This is a genomic window from Psychrobacter sp. Ps7, from assembly GCF_022129225.1.
Lineage (GTDB): Bacteria > Pseudomonadota > Gammaproteobacteria > Pseudomonadales > Moraxellaceae > Psychrobacter > Psychrobacter immobilis_A.
Genome location: NZ_JADQAH010000009.1, coordinates 84,633 through 102,943, shown reverse-complemented (window position 1 = coordinate 102,943; position 18,311 = coordinate 84,633). Strand labels below are relative to the sequence as shown.

At 44.5% G+C, this 18,311-nt stretch carries 14 protein-coding genes; 1 reads left to right on the top strand and 13 read right to left on the bottom strand.

What is annotated here, in order from left to right:
• From I3257_RS05270 to I3257_RS05230, 9 genes are all read right to left on the bottom strand, one after another.
• On the bottom strand, positions 1–1,025 hold a 1,025-nt coding region (locus tag I3257_RS05270; RefSeq protein WP_275950084.1), incomplete at its 3' end, for a carboxyl transferase domain-containing protein.
• A 135-nt stretch (positions 1,026–1,160) separates the two neighbouring features.
• Positions 1,161–2,936, bottom strand: coding sequence for an AMP-binding protein (locus I3257_RS05265; RefSeq protein WP_238049045.1), 1,776 nt, complete (start codon positions 2,934–2,936; stop codon positions 1,161–1,163).
• Positions 2,937–3,213: 277 nt separating this feature from the next.
• Entirely contained in the window at positions 3,214–5,001 is a 1,788-nt protein-coding gene (locus I3257_RS05260) for an AMP-binding protein (RefSeq protein ID WP_238049044.1), read from the bottom strand.
• A gap of 300 nt (positions 5,002–5,301) precedes the next feature.
• On the bottom strand, positions 5,302–6,525 hold the full coding sequence (locus I3257_RS05255) for an FAD-dependent oxidoreductase (protein WP_238049043.1): 1,224 nt from the start codon (positions 6,523–6,525) through the stop codon (positions 5,302–5,304).
• A gap of 194 nt (positions 6,526–6,719) precedes the next feature.
• A complete protein-coding gene (locus I3257_RS05250) occupies positions 6,720–7,319 on the bottom strand; it encodes a DJ-1/PfpI family protein (RefSeq protein WP_238049042.1) in 600 nt (199 codons plus the stop codon).
• A 357-nt stretch (positions 7,320–7,676) separates the two neighbouring features.
• On the bottom strand, positions 7,677–8,408 hold the full coding sequence (locus I3257_RS05245) for an amino acid ABC transporter ATP-binding protein (RefSeq protein WP_045443837.1): 732 nt from the start codon (positions 8,406–8,408) through the stop codon (positions 7,677–7,679).
• 182 nt (positions 8,409–8,590) lie between these two features.
• Complete coding sequence (locus tag I3257_RS05240) at positions 8,591–9,262, bottom strand: ABC transporter permease subunit (RefSeq protein WP_238049041.1); 672 nt, start codon at positions 9,260–9,262, stop codon at positions 8,591–8,593.
• Positions 9,259–10,005 (bottom strand): amino acid ABC transporter permease, encoded by a 747-nt coding sequence (locus tag I3257_RS05235; protein WP_055123453.1) that lies wholly within the window; start codon positions 10,003–10,005, stop codon positions 9,259–9,261. The genes I3257_RS05240 and I3257_RS05235 overlap by 4 nt, the downstream gene beginning before the upstream one ends.
• A gap of 96 nt (positions 10,006–10,101) precedes the next feature.
• Positions 10,102–11,088 carry a glutamate/aspartate ABC transporter substrate-binding protein gene (locus I3257_RS05230; RefSeq protein WP_045453598.1) on the bottom strand — a complete coding sequence of 329 codons (987 nt, stop codon included), beginning with the start codon at positions 11,086–11,088 and terminating at the stop codon, positions 10,102–10,104.
• 324 nt (positions 11,089–11,412) lie between these two features.
• Between I3257_RS05230 and I3257_RS05225 the strand changes: the two genes are divergently transcribed.
• Positions 11,413–12,393: an Hsp33 family molecular chaperone HslO gene (locus I3257_RS05225; RefSeq protein WP_193216829.1), complete on the top strand. Its 981-nt coding sequence runs from the start codon at positions 11,413–11,415 to the stop codon at positions 12,391–12,393.
• Between the two features lie 116 nt (positions 12,394–12,509).
• Here the strand turns inward: I3257_RS05225 and I3257_RS05220 are convergent, their stop codons facing one another.
• The 4 genes from I3257_RS05220 to I3257_RS05205 form a co-directional block, all read right to left on the bottom strand.
• On the bottom strand, positions 12,510–13,979 hold the full coding sequence (locus tag I3257_RS05220; RefSeq protein ID WP_238049040.1) for a GPI inositol-deacylase: 1,470 nt from the start codon (positions 13,977–13,979) through the stop codon (positions 12,510–12,512).
• Between the two features lie 228 nt (positions 13,980–14,207).
• Positions 14,208–16,409: a PhoX family phosphatase gene (locus I3257_RS05215; RefSeq protein ID WP_238049039.1), complete on the bottom strand. Its 2,202-nt coding sequence runs from the start codon at positions 16,407–16,409 to the stop codon at positions 14,208–14,210.
• Between the two features lie 249 nt (positions 16,410–16,658).
• Entirely contained in the window at positions 16,659–17,303 is a 645-nt protein-coding gene (locus tag I3257_RS05210; RefSeq protein WP_238049049.1) for a fumarylacetoacetate hydrolase family protein, read from the bottom strand.
• Between the two features lie 272 nt (positions 17,304–17,575).
• Positions 17,576–18,301, bottom strand: a complete 726-nt coding sequence (locus I3257_RS05205) for an ABC transporter permease (RefSeq protein WP_045443544.1) — start codon at positions 18,299–18,301, stop codon at positions 17,576–17,578.
• Between the last annotated feature and the right edge of the window lie 10 nt (positions 18,302–18,311).

The window sequence follows — 18,311 nt, the reverse complement described above, 5'->3', positions numbered from 1 at the left end:
ATACCGACTGGCATCCCTTCGATATGAGCGAATCCACAAACCAGCGTCGTGCCAAAGCGTGATTTGAATTCATCAAAAGCACTGTCATCGACGATACGAGCAATGATTTCTTTGATATCAAACGGCTTACGTTTATCCGTTGGAATGACGCCATATAGCTCTTTGGCGTCATAGCGTGGCTGATGTGGTTTGATTTGATTGGGCACTTGCTTCGCAGGACGATTTAGATGGCTAACGATGTTGCGCGCAATCGACAATGCATGAGTGTCGCTTTGTGCTAAGTGATCGACAACCCCTGACAGACGGGTATGCACATCGCCACCGCCCAAATCTTCGGCTGTGACTTCTTCACCTGTCGCCGCTTTTACCAGTGGTGGACCACCCAAAAAGATGGTGCCTTGGTCTTTCACGATAATAGACTCGTCACTCATCGCTGGTACATAAGCCCCTCCAGCCGTACAGCTGCCCATGACCACGGCAATCTGTGGAATACCGGCGGCACTCATATTGGCCTGATTAAAGAAAATGCGACCAAAGTGTTCTTTATCGGGAAATACGTCATCTTGATTGGGTAAATTGGCTCCACCTGAATCCACCAAATAGACACAAGGCAAATTGTTTTCTTGCGCGATTTCTTGCGCACGCAGATGTTTTTTGACCGTCATTGGGTAGTAAGTGCCACCCTTTACCGTGGCATCATTACAGACAATCATACACTCAATGCCATTGATACGACCGATACCCGCAATCACGCCCGCCGCTGGAATCTCTTCGCCATACATATCATGCGCTGCCATCGGTGCCACTTCTAAAAATGGCGTACCTACATCGAGCAAACGCTCGACGCGCTCACGAGGCAAGAGTTTGCCACGGGCTAAATGCTTGGCGCGGGCACGCTCTGAACCGCCTTGCACGACTTTACGTAAGTGACCATATAAGTCATCGACCACCGCTTGCATGGCGGCACTGTTTTGCTGAAATTCAGCGGCATTTGGACTCAGTTTACTGGTTATGATAGCGCTCATGATATCCCTTTTTCTTTAATACGTAGATACGTAAATGCGAGTGGCTTTTTTCTTTTAGTCTTGACTCATAATAATAATTTTTAATATAACAGATCTGAAATAGTCTTTAGTATTACAGATTAAGTCATCATCTGATTACAAACCCAGCTCTTCTTTCATTTGTTCAATAATTTTATATTTCTGAATTTTCCCAGTGATGGTCATTGGATATTCAGTCACGAAACGATAATAAGTCGGTACTTTATAATGGGCAATATGCTCGCTACAGAACTCGCGAACTTCCTCTTCTGTCAAGCTGTCTGCTTCTTTAGGAATAATCCATGCCGCGAGTACTTCGCCATATTTTTTATCAGGAATACCGACGATTTGCACATCCCGAATCTTTGGATGACGATAGAGATAGTTTTCGATTTCGACCGGATAAATATTCTCGCCGCCGCGAATGACCATATCTTTACTACGACCAACGATTTTGACATAACCATCTTCATCCATCGTAGCCAAATCACCCGTATGCATCCAACCATCTTGGATAGCCGCGCGGGTTTTAAAGCGACTGCCCCAATAGCCTTTCATCACTGAATAACCGCGTGTCAATAACTCCCCGGTCTCGCCCAATGCGACAATCTCACCCGTTTCAGTATTGACGACTTTGACCTCAAGCGCAGGCTGCACTAAACCAACGGTCGATACTTGCTTATCAAGCGGCGTATGTTCATTAGTCTGGCAAGATACTGGACTGGTCTCTGTCATGCCATAGGCAATGGTGACTTCGCTCATGTGCATCTCATCAATGACGCGGCGCATGACTTCAATCGGACAACTAGAGCCTGCCATGATGCCAGTACGCAAAGTCGATAGATCAAAGTTTTTAAATTCCGGATGGTCAAGCTCAGCGATAAACATCGTTGGCACGCCATGTAGACCCGTACATTTTTCTTCTTCCACCGCTTGTAATACCGTCAGTGGCTCAAAACCATCGTTCGGATAAACGATACAGCCACCATGCGTGAGAATCGCTAGGTTACCGAGTACCATACCAAAGCAGTGATAAAGTGGCACCGGAATACACAGTTTATCTTCTTCAGTAAGGTTCATGGCCTCACCGATGAAGTAACCGTTGTTAAGAATATTACGATGGCTTAAAGTTGCACCTTTTGGCGTACCAGTCGTGCCACTGGTGAACTGTACATTGATAGCGTCAGTATTTTTGAGCTGGGCTTGGCGCTCTGCAACCCGTGGATCATTGGCATCACCTTCCGCCATCCATGCAGAGAATTTCTGCATAAAGCCAAAGGTTTCTTCAGATGCTGGCTCATCAATCCAGATGATACGCTCAATCGTCGGAATCTCGACCAAATCAAGCTGAGTGTAGTCTTTATGATAAATTTCAGGACACAGTTCACTGATGAGACTGGCGTAATCGCTGGTTTTGAAATGGCGCATAAGTACGAGCGCTGAGCAGCCCAATTTATTCAAGGCATATTGCAGCTCAAAAGTACGATAGGCAGGATTGATATTGACAAGGATGACACCGACTTTTGCCGTCGCTAATTGCATGAGCAGCCATTCAACATTATTGTGCGACCAGATACCGATGCGATCACCGATTTCCAGCCCCATCTCAATCATACTACTGGCCAGCTGATTGACTTGCTGTTGTAGCTCGCGGTAAGTCCAGCGGATATTTTGATGGCGAGAAACCAAAGCTTCGCGCTCTGGATACTTAGATACAATTGCATCAAAAAAGTCACCGATAGTCGCTTCAATGAGCGGTACATCAGGGCCTTTATCATAGCTTTGGGTAAGCGGTGCATTTGCTGAGCGTGCGCCCATATTAATACTAGGAATGCTATTTAGAATAGTATCAAAATCAATTTGAGTCGCATCGAAATCAGAATTTTGCGTCATAACGAGTCCTTTCGTTTTACTTTTTATGGTACTTATTAGTCGCCTATCATCAATTCATTCTTCCTTGAACAGGTCTTGACTATCGTTAGCTACTATACCGTCTTAAATCGAAGACTGTCAATAATAGTAATACAATATGTATCATTTAAAATGATAATATACGATAAATTCATCAGTCATAATTAAATGACGAATTTCTTGAATGACTTAAATCAAAAAAGCCAGCCTTATCACATATAGAAAAAAGCTGGCTTTTCCAGTGATTAATAGTCTCAAATCACTCCAGACCCAATTCTTTTATCATTTGCTCAACGATTTTGAATTTCTGAATTTTACCAGTGATGGTCATTGGATATTCATCAACGAAACGAAAGTAGGTCGGCACTTTATAATGAGCAATATGGTCACAACAAAACTGCCTTACCTCTTCTTCGCTTAAGCTATTTGGCTCTTTTGTAATAATCCACGCCGCGAGTACCTCACCATACTTTTTATCAGGAACACCGACGATTTGTACATCGCGAATCTTCGGATGACGATAGAGATAGTTTTCGACTTCTACTGGATAGATGTTTTCGCCGCCGCGAATGACCATGTCCTTGCTACGACCCACCACAGTGATGTAGCCATCTTCGTCCATCACTGCCAAATCACCCGTATGCATCCAGCCATCCGTAATCGCCGCGCGTGTTTTAAAGCGGCTGCCCCAATAGCCTTTCATCACCGCGTAGCCATAAGTGAGTAATTCGCCCGTCTCTCCAATCGGGACGACATCACCCGTTTCGGTATCCACGATTTTGACCTCAAGCGCGGGCAGCACCATCCCTACGGTAGAAACTCTTTTTTCAAGGGGTGTTTGCGAGCTGGTTTGACAAGAAGCTGGACTGGTCTCGGTCATGCCATAAGCAATCGTCACCTCGCTCATGTGCATTTTATCCATGACGCGGCGCATGACCTCAATCGGACAGCTAGAGCCGCCCATGATACCAGTACGCAAGCTGGACAAATCAAAGCTGTCGAATTCTGGATGATCGAGCTCTGCGATAAACATCGTCGGTACCCCAAGCAAGGCGGTACATTTTTCCTCTTCCACCGTTTGCAATACCGTTAGCGGATCAAAACCATCGTTGGGATACACCGCGCAGCCACCATGGGTCAAAATAGCTAAATTACCACCTACCATGCCAAAGCAGTGATAAAGCGGTAATGGAATGCATAGCCTATCCTCCTCTGTCAGCCTCATACCTTCGCCAAGGAAGTAGCCATTATTCAAGATATTTCGATGCGTTAAAGTAGCGCCTTTTGGTGTACCCGTTGTCCCACTAGTAAACTGCACACTAATAGCATCGGTATTCTTTAGCTGGGCTTGGCGCGCAGCTAAACGAGGGTCGTTTGCATTACCCTCTGCCATCCAAGCAGAGAATTTCTGCATAAAATTGAAATTTTCATCAGATGCTGGCTCGTCAATCCAAATGATGCGCTCAATCGTTGGAATCTCCACCAAGTCCAATTGCTGATAGTTCTTATGATAAATCTCAGGACAAAGCTCACGAATCATTTGCGTATAGTCGCTGCTTTTGAAATGACGCATTAATACCAATGCCGAACAGCCCAGCTTATTCAGTGCATATTGCAGCTCAAAGGTACGGTAAGCAGGATTGATATTGACGAGGATAACGCCGACTTTCGCGGTTGCCAATTGCATCAGCAGCCATTCAGCATTATTGTGTGACCAGATACCGATGCGATCACCGATTTCTAGCCCCATTTCAATCATGGCACTCGCTAACTGATTAACTTTCTCTTGTAGCTCACGATAGATCCAACGGATATTTTGATGGCGAGAAACCAAAGCTTCACGATCAGGATATTTATTGACAATAGCATCAAAAAAATCACCGATTGTCGCTTCAATCAGCGGCACATCAATACCTTTATCATGGCTTTGGGTGAGTGGCGCATTTGCTGAACGCACGCCTACATTAACTTTGGGGATATTATTGAGAATAATGTTATTAGGCGTACTTTCATTAATAATGCTGTCAAAATCGGTAATCTGAGTCATCACGAGTCCTTTCGTTTTGCTGTTTGGTGTTTGTTATCAGAGCGGTAATAGACTACAAAGGTAAATGTCATATTCTTCCTTGAATATTCTCTGTCACCATAGACTATAATTAAATCAAGCCCTAACCAATATAGCCTCTTAAATGAAAGCCTGTCAATAATATTGATACAGGACGTATCGATTACTATTGCTGCGCCATCTTATTAAGTTGATTATTTATATAAAAGATACGATAGACATAAAAAAGCCAGTGCTGCATAAAGATGGCAACACTGGCTATAATTTATAATACTTTTACAATTATACTTTAGGCACTACAGGCGATTTAATCGTTACCGTTGCGCTGACTTCATCACTATCATTTAGCAAGTCCATGACCAACTCTTCATCACTTTCTATTTTGACCTGCCAATTGCCAGTCGCTTTTGGCACACCTGTCACCATGACGGAGATTGCTTTATTTTTCAGGCGAATCATTGGCGGCTTATGATCGTAGCCATTATGCTCTAGACCTAATACATCATCAGCAATGGTAGCAGCCTGCGCGCGCAACGGTGCGACGTAACGACACGGCACGCCATCGATAGACATACAGTCACCAATCGCATAAATATTGGCTGTACTGGTACGCAAGGTCGGCGCATCCACCACGATACCAGTGCGACGGTCAAACTCGACACCAGCTGCGGTAGGCAGTTTGTCATCGACCGTCAGACCTGTACTGGCAATCACATGATCCACGATGAGCGGTTCGATTGGCTCAGCAGTACTGCTGTCTGTCGCTGATGCTAGCGCCTCATAACTGACCTGCAGTTTTCCATCACTGAGACGAGTAATAGCAGATACCTGATACCCTCCTAAAAAGTTAATCCCTTGCGAATTGACCGCTTGGGCGATACGAGAAGTTGCTTTTGGCGGTAGCATTTGTGATAGTGGCGCATCGTTTAGATCAATGAGCGTCACTTGATGACCTGCTTTTAATAAGTCTTCTGCAATCTCCGTCCCAACCATACCCGCGCCGACAATAGCAACGTGCTGACTGCCAGTTGCTAGCTTTTCTTGCAACTGTCCAAAGCGCTCAATATGATTGACATGCCAGACTAGTTCCTCTGGCAAGCTTTTTGGGAAGATAGGATGCGCACCCATCGCTAGTACCAGCTTGTCATAGCCGATCGTAGCGTAATTGGTATAAACGGGATCTGAGCGCAGCGCAGAGATAAGCTGCAACTGTTGAGTGGTCGTATCAACATCCGTCACTTGCGTGTTGGCAAGTAGCTTAACATTTGCAGCTTCTGCGGCATCAATGCCCGTTGCTCTGACCAAATCTGCTGCACTTTTCTTTTGGCTAATCGCCATGGTCAGCATTGGCTTGTGATAACGATCGCCACTGTCGGCAGTAATTAAGGTAATCGGGATACCTTTGTCTTTTGCACGAATGGCATCGATGACATGCCAGCCAGCCAATCCTGCACCGATAATGACGATACCTTTAGATGACTCTACTAATGAATTTTCTACACTCATATGAACTCCAATACGGTTTATGAATTATTTTAATTATCAAAAATATTGACCGCTATTGTATCAGTAAACAGGTATTCACTCACCTTTTCACTTATGTAGTGAATCGTACCAACGTCGCGATTGAATGCATCAATCTACTAATATTCTATTGGCACAGAAAAAGCACCTATTAATAGGTGCTCTAAAAAAATATTTTAATCCAGATCAAACTCCATACGTTTTGCCGTTGCTTGCATGGTTTTAGTATCTATTAACGTCTCCAAGCAATATAGACTGGCATGAATACCTGCGCTTATTCCTGCCGAAGTTATCAGCTTAGCACTTTCATCACTAGCGTCGACAAAACGAGTATGAGAGATCACATCAATATCAGCATAGGATGCTAGATTATCTAAGTCCATCCAATGAGTGGTTGCAGACTTGCCAGCCAATAACCCAGCCTTAGCGAGCAACAAAGCACCCGTGCAAACTGAAAGTGTCAAATCAACGAGCTTAGCTTGAGTGACAATCCAATCGATAACCACTGGATTGTTTATCTCTATTTTTTCGGCACCATAACCACCAGGAACTACTAAAACATCAATGTCTGGATGGTTGGAAAAACTGTAATCAGGAACAACACGTAGACCGTTTCTAGCAGATATCGGCGCGTGATGCTCAGCAATGGTAATAACTTTGAAGTATTTATCACTAGTAGCATTGGCAGCCAATGAAAACACCTCAAAAGGTCCTGCGAAGTCCAACACTTCGACTTCGTTAAATAGTAATATTCCAACGGTTCGCATTGATGTCATTCTTTGTCCTCGAATGAGTGTTAGATAAAATGCAACTTATTACAAGCGTATAAATACTAGAATAGAGTCACAAAAGCGTGCCTTAAAAAACGATAAAGACAGCTAACCTGTCACTATAGTTGATCCTATATAAATGAAATACGTTGTCAGGCTTATTCAGTCTACTATTTATAATACTGTCAGTTGCCCTTTTCGTACCCGCGTTATATTAAACCAACTATATCATTTACTTATACCAATAATATCCTTGAATATATAAATCTACTAATAATCTGCGGGCACAAAAAAAGCGCCTATTTAGTAGGTGCTTTTTAGATCTGCTATTTATAAATAATTCGAATAACGCAGTAGAGAGTTTTAATGATTCAAAATCTTCGATAAGAACAGTTGCGCGCGATCACTTTTTGCCCCTTCAAAAAACTCATCCTTACTACAGTTCTCGACAATATGACCTTCGTCCATAAAGATAATACGGTTGGCTACCTGACTGGCAAAGCCCATTTCATGGGTCACACACATCATGGTCATGCCATCACGAGTCAACTCGACCATGACATCAAGTACTTCTTGAATCATCTCAGGGTCAAGCGCAGAGGTCGGCTCATCAAAGAGCATCGCTACAGGATCCATTGCCAGCGCGCGTGCAATTGCAACACGCTGCTGCTGACCACCCGATAGCTCCGCGGGATACTTCGCGGCCTGTACCGTTAGTCCAACACGATCTAAATACGCCATAGCTTTTTGCTTGGCCTCGCTCTCTTTGCGACCCAATACTTTTATTTGCGCCACTGTCAAATTATCAATGATAGTCAAATGCGGAAACAGCTCAAAATGCTGAAAGACCATGCCGACACGGCTGCGTAATTTTGGCAGATTGGTTTTTGCCGCACCAACTGAGATACCATTCACCATGATCCCACCTTCTTGAAAAGGCTCCAGTCCATTGACCGTTTTAATCAAGGTTGATTTACCACTACCTGATGGCCCGCACACGACGACGACATCACCTTTATGTACATGCGCCGTACAATCACTCAATACTTGAAAATCCCCATACCATTTGCTGACATCGGACATTTGAATGACCATCTCATCACTAGCATGACCATTATTGGTGACCAGTCCGCCAAAGGCATTTAAGTATGTATCAGCTTTGCTCATCACTGGCTCCTAACCACATTGTTTTTAATAATCGTCATTTAAAAAAAGTTAAATCAACTACTCAACCAAAGCCTCAACACTCAAAAAGCGCAAGCCAAGATAAATATCTATCAAAATCGCAAACGCTTTTGCAATTGTTGTACACCCACGGAGGCACTGACACTGATGATAAAATACACCGCACCAGCACCCAAAATGTAAGGCGTCAGCAAACCCATCAGCTCACCGCGTACATAGGCGGCACGGAAAAAGTCTGTCAAACCAATAGCGAAAACCAACGTCGTATCTTGGAATAAAATAATACACTGCTGCAAGATTAGCGGCAGCATTTTGCGAAAGGCTTGTGGCAAAACAACCAGACGCATGGTCTGCCCATAAGTCATGCCCAGCGCTTTGGCGGCATTGACCTGCCCACTACCAATCGATTGAATACCAGCACGCACCACCTCTGAAAAGTAAGCCGCTTCAAACATCATAAACGCGACTACACAAGAGGCAAAAGCAGCATCAAGTTGTAAGTACTTACCCGCTATCCAAAAATAAATCATCGGTACGGCAAAGTAAAACCACAGTAGCACCAGTAGTAGCGGTACAGAACGAAAATAATTGACGTATAGCTTTGCTGGAATCTCAAGCGCTTTGATACCAGACAAGCGCATCAACGCCAATACCGTTCCTAAGCTAATACCACCAATAATCGCCAAAAACAGCACTTTTAAGGTGGTAATCATGCCGCCCATCAAACCAGGATAGGCTGTTGCCAATTCGGTCATCATGTTCATTTCTGACCTCCTGCAATGAGCCCAGGTACACGCAGTTTGCGCTCAATTAACCCCATAATAGCAATCAACGATAAGTTAAATACTAAATAAATAATCGTCGCGTAGGTATAAATCTCGATGCTGTTTTGGGTGTATTCGCTAATAGTTTTGGTTTGACTAATCAGCTCCATTACCCCCACTAATGAGGCGACGGAGGCGTTTTTGAAGCAGTTGGTCAGCTCAGAGCTGAGCGGTGGCAAAATAATACGAAAGGCCTGCGGTAGCAGTACTTCTTTGTAGACTTGCGGAATACTAAAGCCTAGTGCATAAGCAGCATTGATCTGACCTTCGGGCAACGACTCAATACCTGTACGTACTTGTTCAACGATACGAGCGGCGGTAAATAAGCCAAGACCGATACTCGCTGAAAGCATGGCTGAAGTGTTAGGAGATAAATCCTTATACCACCACTCTTGTATCGTGGGTGTAAGCCAGCCAGGTGCAATATAAAACCAAAAGAACAACTGGACAAGCAGTGGAATATTACGAAAAAATGTCACATAAGCGGTGCCAATGGCACGAGCGGTCTTATTAGGCAAAGTACGCATGATGCCAAAGATAGTACCTACGACCATAGCAATGGCCCATGCGATACTACCAATCAATAGTAGCCAGCCAAGACCAGTAATCATCCAATGGATATAAAGCTCATTACCGATACCAGTCTGCTCAAAGAGCACACCCCAGTTCCAGCTATAATTCATGGTTGTCTCTCCGAGCAGCGACTGAAAATCCTACGTGTTCAGATTGACATCAACATCAGTCTGAACACGTAAGCAAGCTATGTTGCAGGACAATAATTACTGTGCCGTCGCAACTTTCGGCTGAGCGCTGTCATGCGGACTGGCAATCAAGGCTTTTAAGTTGTCAGACATCTCAAAGTTGAGATTGACGTTCTTTGGTGGGATTGGGTTTAAGAACCACTTGTCATAAATGCTGTTGATTTCCCCTGATTTAAAGACATTCGCTAACGCTTCATCGACCACTGCTTTGAACTCAGGATCATCCTTACGCATCATACAACCATAAATCTCAAACGATTGCGGCGTGCCGACGATGACCCATTCATCAGGATTTTTTGCTTTGGCTTTTTCGCCAGCAAGTAGTACATCATCCATCATAAAGGCATCCGCGCGACCATTTTCTAGCATAAGGAAGCCTTCGCCGTGGTCTTTTGCTGAGATGATATTCATGTCCATTTTGTTGTCATCGTTATACTGACGAATATAACGCTCTGAAGTTGTGCCTGCGGTGGTGACTAAGGTCTTACCTTTTAGGTCTTCGAAATCTTGAATACCTGAGTCTTTTTTGGTCAATAGACGCGTACCGATTTCAAAGAAACCGTTGGAGAATGCCACTTGTTTTTGACGCTCTTCGTTGTTGGTGGTCGAACCACATTCAAAGTCGACCGTGCCGTTTTGTACCAAGGGAATACGGGTTTGTGAGGTGATAAGGTTATAACGGACGTTGAGGTCTGGCATGTTTAGCTTTTGCTTAACCGCTTCGACGACTTTCATCTCTAAATCGTGCGCATAACCAATCGGCTGATTTGGGTCGTCAGCGATATAAGAAAATGGAATAGAAGAGTCACGGTGACCGACTACGATAGTACCCGAGTCTTTGATTTTTTGTAGAGTACCGTTGGTAGTGGTTTCTGTCGCTGTTGCATCATCTGCTGGCGCATCAGTGCTGGTTTGGCTACTGTTATTACACCCTGCAAGACCTAGCGCCATAAAAGCAGCGAGAGTTAAAGGTTTAGAGAAAGACCTAGAAGATAGATAGCTCATGAGATACATCCTTTTATCACATTATCACAAGATTGAATGAGTGCTTGGACGACATAGGTCTTATTTATTGACCTTATTGCCACGCATCCATGCGGTTGTTGTTGCTGTTATTTATCACAATGCAACTTAATGTTACTGTACAACAAATTAGCGGGTGTGGGTAAAATTTTTTTAATGAGGTTTATTTTTTAAGGGTATCGGGTTTAGTATCACCATAACTATCCAATAAACGCCTTTAATCTGTTAAACAATATCTAACAGGCAATTGATAAATCACGATGAATCCCCATAAAGCTAACAACTTCTTAATACTATAAATGACCTATGACACAAGATACTCAAGTCCCTAATACGGACAGCCAGAACGCTGGCAACCATAGTGACAATGACGTACGTCAACGTTTCTTTATTGAAGATTCGCCAGTGCGCGGTGATGTGGTGCGCCTATCACGCAGCTATGCCAGTACGATAGCTCAAAAGCCTTATCCTGAAGCGATCAAGCGCTTATTGGGTGAGATGCTGACAGCAGCGAGTTTGCTTATCGGCACGGTCAAAATCAATGGTCATCTGTCCATTCAATTGCAATCATCAGACAGCGATAGCTTGCTAAACTGGGCAATGGCAGAATGCAATCAAGACGGTATCATCCGTGCCCTTGCTAGCTGGAAGGGTGAAACTGATGAGCAAGTACAGGCTTGGGAAAATATGACTCATGCCAAAGAGGCATTTGCTGAATTGGGTGCGATGGGTCAAGGCGTGTTGTTTATTAACATTCAGCCTGAAGGCGGCGAAGCCTATCAAGGCATCGTCGAGCGCAGCCATGACAATTTGGCAGACTGCTTAGCGCACTACCAAAAGCAATCGGCGCAGATTCCAACCTTGATTAATTTGGCATCTGATGGTCTGCAAGCGGGTGGAATGTTGGTACAGATGCTTCCTCGTACTGCTGAAGAAACCTATGAAGTCGAGCAAAACCAAGATGCGGGTATCGACGATGACTTATGGACACGTCTGAGCGTTTTGACACGGACAGTGAAAGCTGAAGAGTTGACCACGCTTGATGCCAACGAAATCCTTTATCGCTTGTATCATGAAGAAAATGTCGTCGCGCCCGACCCTGTTGCCTTATCATTTGGTTGCACCTGCTCACGTGAGAAATGTGAGATGGCCATTGAGCAAATCGGTGAAGCAGAAGTCTTAGACATCATTGATGAGCAAGGCGGTAACTTTGAGATGGATTGCGGATTTTGTGGCGAGATGTATAAATTTAATAAAGACGATGTGACCACGATATTTTCTGAGTAATTAGGATTTAGTGCAGCTCGCTTAGTAATAAAAAAACCCTCAAGTATCATGCTTGGGGGTTTTTAATGTCATGGCTTGAAATTTATGACTGACGATATAACTGGTTTCGAGCACGCTTAATTGGCTACTTCATCCACTTCTGGATAAGAATAGATACGACTATCAAGCCCATACTTTGCATCATGGGCATCGCCTAGCCTATTATCCAACAACCAAGCAATAACTTGCTCATGTACTCTATCGCTGTAGATTAAATTCATGTGATTGACTCCATAAAAAATCGCCTTATGTCCCTCTGGTACTGCTAGCGTATGCTCTTCGGTATATTCGCCGAGCGCTGATTCTACTGAGACCAACCCGTCCCCAAGCAAACTTGTGGTCTTAGATTCATAATGAGTTTCAATCAAAGCTGCCGCCACTAAATAGGTATTCACATGCAGGGGCAAACGCGTGGGATGACGAAACTCTGCTGGCAGCACGCTGCGCCCTTCGGTAGACTTCCAATCAGCATCGCGAATACTGCCGTAACGTAAATCTATAATACCGGCGCTACGCAAGTCGCCCAATTTAGCCAATGATCCTGCAAAAGGTAGCTTAGCGATTTTATCTTGAACAAAATGTCCAATCTGCTCCAAGCTTGCGCCATGATGCGGTGAGCCTAAGGTGACAAGATTGCCCACGCGTTTGACCCAGCTAAAGCCTTGCTCTTTACCATAAAATAGCGCACTACGGCTCAACAAACCGCCCATACTATGACCGATTAAATCTATTTGAGTGACGTCGGGATTACTTTCAACCAAATCTTGCAAGACTTTTGCAAAGCTACGTCCGTTGCTAGAAATACGCCGACCCGTATTATAGTTTAAATACAGAACCGTCGCTTTTGGCAAGTGCTTGACCAACGCTTCACCCAAATTGCCTTCTCCAGATACCTGCCAGCTCAAGTGACTCATACAAAGCCCATGGCATAAAATAATAATACGCCCGGACAGCGCGCCACTTTGTACACGATTGTATTCATCGTATAGCACCATCGATACTGCCAATGGATTGTGATGAGTGATAAGGTGATCGCCCATGACGCCATTTAGAATATTGACCAAGCGACGTAAGTTTTTGGGTAAAGGTTGTATTTTTTTGGGTTTAGAAACAGTGTTATAAAGACGCAGCCCTGAGGCAAGATTATTGCCCACCAATTGCATCGTATAACGCACCGTGCCATAAATCCGCCCCGTGATACCGCGCTGCCAGTGCTCAATATTGCCTTTATTAAACCGTCCTAAAGGACGCAGCAGAATCTCACGATGGATAGCCTCTACAATATCAGTGACTTCCACCACGCCCATCGTTGCCAACTGAGCCAAGCCTTCAAAAAAATCAACCAACGTAATAGGCTGATGCGGTTTACTATAGCTGTTATCTACCGTTTCTGCGGTCAGCTCATCGACATAAATATATTCGAGTTTCGCCAGCTCTTCATAGACATCGCCCTGAGAACCTTCACGAGTATACGACTCAACAGCAGTTGGACGCCGAGTGGTGGCAAATAAATCATGAATGGTTTCTAAAGGTTTTGGACTGGTCATAGTGTTAACATATCAAGCAGTTGAAAGGATTTTCCATACTATCCTGTAATTGTCATAAACAGAAGAGAATGATTTAACTATCAAGTATCTTTATTGTCAAAGAAAGGCGCTATCCCTTAATACCAATGCTTGCATATTAATAACTATCCTCCAAAATACAAAATCCCAAGCCATGACTTGGGATTTATGTGTTGAGTAAGACACATCATTACTCATGCAAATGTCTAACTAGACAAACGACTCTGCCAGTATGACGTCGCCATCTTCACGCGTAATCATCACGGTCGCTGAGCGCGGCGTACTGCCTCCAGCAATAGCGCCCCAAGTATTACCCGGATGCTGAATATTGATAAATAAGGTTTTAAAGTCAGGAGTCATAGTAATACCTGTGACTTCACAGCCTTCTGGACCGACAAAAAAACGTTTGATATTGTCATTACTAGCAGGCATCCCAACTCGTGTTTGTTGTCCTGCTGAGGTCGTTATGGCTGTCCCATCACTGACTTTACCCGGCAGCGCCGCCAGTAACATACAGCTGCTGGTATCGGTATAAGCGCCATCATCGGTCTGAATCCATAATACGCCACGCGGATCGAAGTACAAACCATCGGGAGAAGACAAATCATTGCTATCATTTAACTGTGACAAATTTTCTGCGGCCAGATCATAAGGCGTGGCAAATAAATAAATGTCCCACTCAAAACTCATGGCCGCATGATCGCCACCTGCTTCTGCCCAGCGAATGATATGACCGTTGTCATTACCTGCCGCTTTTTCACCTGCCTGATAGCTACGCGGATTAGAGGCTGACACAGGTTGGTCTTCACGTACGCCGCGATATTTATTATTGGTCAATGTGACGTACACCTCACCCGTCATAGGGCTAACCGACACCCACTCTGGTCGATCCATTTTGGTTGCACCGACCACATCTGCTGCGGCACGAGCAAAAACCAGCACCTCATCTTGTCCATTAAAAGGCAATACCGTATTGGAAGCATCCAGTCCGTTTTGACTATGGACGAGTGCTTTCCACTCACCGCTGCCATCTTCATTAAAGATAGCAACATAGAGCGTACCGTCATTCAAATACTTATCGCCCGCTTTTAAGCCACCACCGATATCACTATTTGACCATGTGGCTTTGGAGACAAACTTATAAATATATTCGCCGCGAGCATCATCGCCCATATAAAAGACCACCGGTTTGCCTTGTTCAACGGGCGCATAGGCGCAATTCTCATGGGCAAAACGTCCCAGTGCCGTACGTTTTTGCGGCATAGAGTTTTGGTTAAACGGATCAATTTCGGTGATATAGCCAAAGGTATTAAAGCCATTACGATAATCGTCAGCAGCACTGGTACCGACGGCCGTCATATCCCAGCGCGAAAACTCATCGGCTATCTTGGCATCTTTGGCTTCAGGTGTGTGCCACAGATACTCCCAGCCTGGGAAATCCTCTGTTGCACCGTAGCGCTCGCGGCCATAGTTTTGCCCATCACTTAATTGGCTAGCATCTTGCCCACGGGCGAATACCCCTAAAAAGTTCTCTTCGGTGGTCAGATAGGTACCCCAAGGTGACAAACCTGCACCGCAATTATTATTGATGCCGCGCGTCTGAAAGCCTGTCGGATCAAACTTAGTCTTGACCAAATCAGAGCCAGCAACGGGCCCTGTCAACTGCGCCGTACTACTACTCGTGAGACGGCGATTATATTTCGAATCAGCTACCATCTCATAGCCCATGCCATCAGCGCGGCGTTTCATCTCAACCACTGCTACCCCATGGCAATTAACCTCACGGCGCACATCACTAGCAAGTCGACGATTTTTAAAGATGGGCGCGGCGTTGTTATCTTGGATCACATGATAGCCAAACGGACTCAGCTCATTACTGTTTACATATTCATGATTCATCACTAGCAGCCCATTCTCTGCCGCTTTGGCATCATAAGCGCCGCCCTTTTTACCAAAGAACCACATGCCATCATGGTTATCACCCATGCGCCATTCGAATGACTCTGCCGACTGCTCTCGGTTGTCTTTCCAATCATCGATACTAGATATCAGCGGCGTACCAAGTGGTAATATCATCTCGGCTTTATAGCCTGCTGCCACGCTCATCGTTTCGGCAGTTGAATGCGCCACTGCCGTAAACTTCAAAGTTTCGGGACGTTTGAGATCGCCCTGTGCAGGGATAGCCGCGTTATTATCAGTATTCTTGATAGGACTGCTGTCATCATCATCGCTACAGCCAACCAAAGGTAGCGCCCCAAAAAAAGCCGCCGCCGTCAATCCTGTGCCACCTTTTAGGATACTACGACGATTTAAACGACGACTAATAATGGTTTGAAAATCGATATTGTCAGTCGGATTAGAATCTTCAACGACTTCATGGGCAAGTGGTTGTTTATTATTCAATAATGTCATTATCAGTCACCTTGCTGTTAGGCTGGATTGGCGGAGAGTTGGTCGCGGCTTTACAATTATCACCACAAAAATACGAATTACGCCTAAGTCTACCGAGAGTTTATGACAGAACGTTGAAACATAGATGACATTCTCATGACAGCACTTTGTGAGCACCTCATAAAACGAAAAAATCCCAAGCGTTAACTTGGGATTTGATGATAGCGTCGCTGCATTTGACGACTGATAAAATAGTACTGCTATAAAAACTTATTGAACCTGCGCCTGCCATTCATGGGCACCGAGCTTCAATTTTAACGCATCGCCTGCTTGTAATATGCCAACGCCGCTCGGCGTTCCAGTCATAATCACATCACCTGCTTGTAAGCTAAAGGCATGGCTAATCTCTGCCAGTAATTCATAAACTGGAAATAGCATCAAGGCACTATCACCATCTTGCTTCAGCTCATTATTGATATAAAGCTGATATTCGACATGGCTAAAATCACCAAACGCTTGCGGATCAATCCAATCAGCAAGCACACAGGCACCATCGAAACACTTAGCACGCTCCCATGGATGACCTTTTTCTTTGAGCTTACTTTGCAAGTCACGTAAGGTCAAATCCAGCCCCAAGGTCACGCCACCTATCGCTTGCTGTGCTTGTTCAAGCGTGGCTGCCGATAAGTCTGCTGCTAATTGCACACACAGCTCAGCTTCATAATGGGTCTCACCATATATCGCTGGATTGGGACGGACGATATCATGACGCACACTGACCACTGACGATGCTGGTTTCATAAATAAGATGGGTGATTTTGGTATCTCATTGCCAAGCTCGCGGGCGTGTTCCGCATAGTTACGGCCGACACAGACCACCTTGCCGATGGATGCACGTACGCTATCGTTAACCATTGCGATGCTCGCGTCATCATTGACGCTGACAGCAATCGCATTGATTAAAGACATATGGGGTGATTGGCTCATACTAGGCACTCACAGCAGATTATTGATAGTTTGGTCATACATACTGCACTATCTGTCGTTATTTTTCTAGGGCTTATCTTCATTTTAAAAATAGTCATAAAAATGAGATAAATCGCAGTTAAACAAAATAATAGCGGGTTAATATTAAGATGTTAACCCGCTATTTCATTGATTTTTTAGCATTATTTTGAGCCAAACCATTAAGGTATGGTGTTGGTCATTACATCAGGCGGTACATAGCTTGTGTGGCGGTTCATTCTTTTTTCAAACAACCTAAAGCTAAACAAAATCACCCATGATAATAAAAGGTAAATAATACCAGCAGCGAAGAACAGCTCCATTAAGGTATAAGTTCGCGCACTAATGGTTCGAGCGACACCCGTGATATCCATCAAAGCGATGGTTGACGCTAGCGCACTGCCTTTTAGCATAAAGATCACTTCATTGCTGTAGGCTGGAATGACAATGCCAAAGGCACGGGGTAAGGTAATACGCGTAAGCTTCTGCCATTTCGACATACCGATAGCGTCAGCTGCTTCGAGCTCACCAACAGGAATGGTCTGAATCGCACCGCGAATGATCTCTGCCAAATAAGCACTGGTATTCATGGTAAAGGCAATGATGGCACACCAATACGCTTGACTGAGCACAGGTTCCCATAAGAACGAATTCCGTATAGCCTCAAACTGTCCTAGACCATAATAAATCAAAAATATCTGTACCAGCAGCGGCGTGCCACGGAAGAAAAAGATATAAGAAAAGGGTAGTATCTGTACCAGCCAGTTTTTTGACAAGCGCAACTGGGCTAAAACCAAACCAAAAAATAGACCGATAATACCTGAGATAACCACCAGCTGTACGGTCAATACTGCCCCGTTTAATAAATCAGGAATACTATCAAAAATAACCTGCCAATTCCAATCCATAGTATCTCTC

Coding starts and splice junctions, on each gene's coding strand:
- I3257_RS05265 (WP_238049045.1), bottom strand. CDS start 2,936: ATGACGCAAAATTCTGATTTCGATGCGACTCAAATTGATTTTGATACT.
- I3257_RS05260 (WP_238049044.1), bottom strand. CDS start 5,001: ATGACTCAGATTACCGATTTTGACAGCATTATTAATGAAAGTACGCCT.
- I3257_RS05255 (WP_238049043.1), bottom strand. CDS start 6,525: ATGAGTGTAGAAAATTCATTAGTAGAGTCATCTAAAGGTATCGTCATT.
- I3257_RS05250 (WP_238049042.1), bottom strand. CDS start 7,319: ATGACATCAATGCGAACCGTTGGAATATTACTATTTAACGAAGTCGAA.
- I3257_RS05245 (WP_045443837.1), bottom strand. CDS start 8,408: ATGGTCATTCAAATGTCCGATGTCAGCAAATGGTATGGGGATTTTCAA.
- I3257_RS05240 (WP_238049041.1), bottom strand. CDS start 9,262: ATGAACATGATGACCGAATTGGCAACAGCCTATCCTGGTTTGATGGGC.
- I3257_RS05235 (WP_055123453.1), bottom strand. CDS start 10,005: ATGAATTATAGCTGGAACTGGGGTGTGCTCTTTGAGCAGACTGGTATC.
- I3257_RS05230 (WP_045453598.1), bottom strand. CDS start 11,088: ATGAGCTATCTATCTTCTAGGTCTTTCTCTAAACCTTTAACTCTCGCT.
- I3257_RS05225 (WP_193216829.1), top strand. CDS start 11,413: ATGACACAAGATACTCAAGTCCCTAATACGGACAGCCAGAACGCTGGC.
- I3257_RS05220 (WP_238049040.1), bottom strand. CDS start 13,979: ATGACCAGTCCAAAACCTTTAGAAACCATTCATGATTTATTTGCCACC.
- I3257_RS05215 (WP_238049039.1), bottom strand. CDS start 16,409: ATGACATTATTGAATAATAAACAACCACTTGCCCATGAAGTCGTTGAA.
- I3257_RS05210 (WP_238049049.1), bottom strand. CDS start 17,303: ATGGTTAACGATAGCGTACGTGCATCCATCGGCAAGGTGGTCTGTGTC.
- I3257_RS05205 (WP_045443544.1), bottom strand. CDS start 18,301: ATGGATTGGAATTGGCAGGTTATTTTTGATAGTATTCCTGATTTATTA.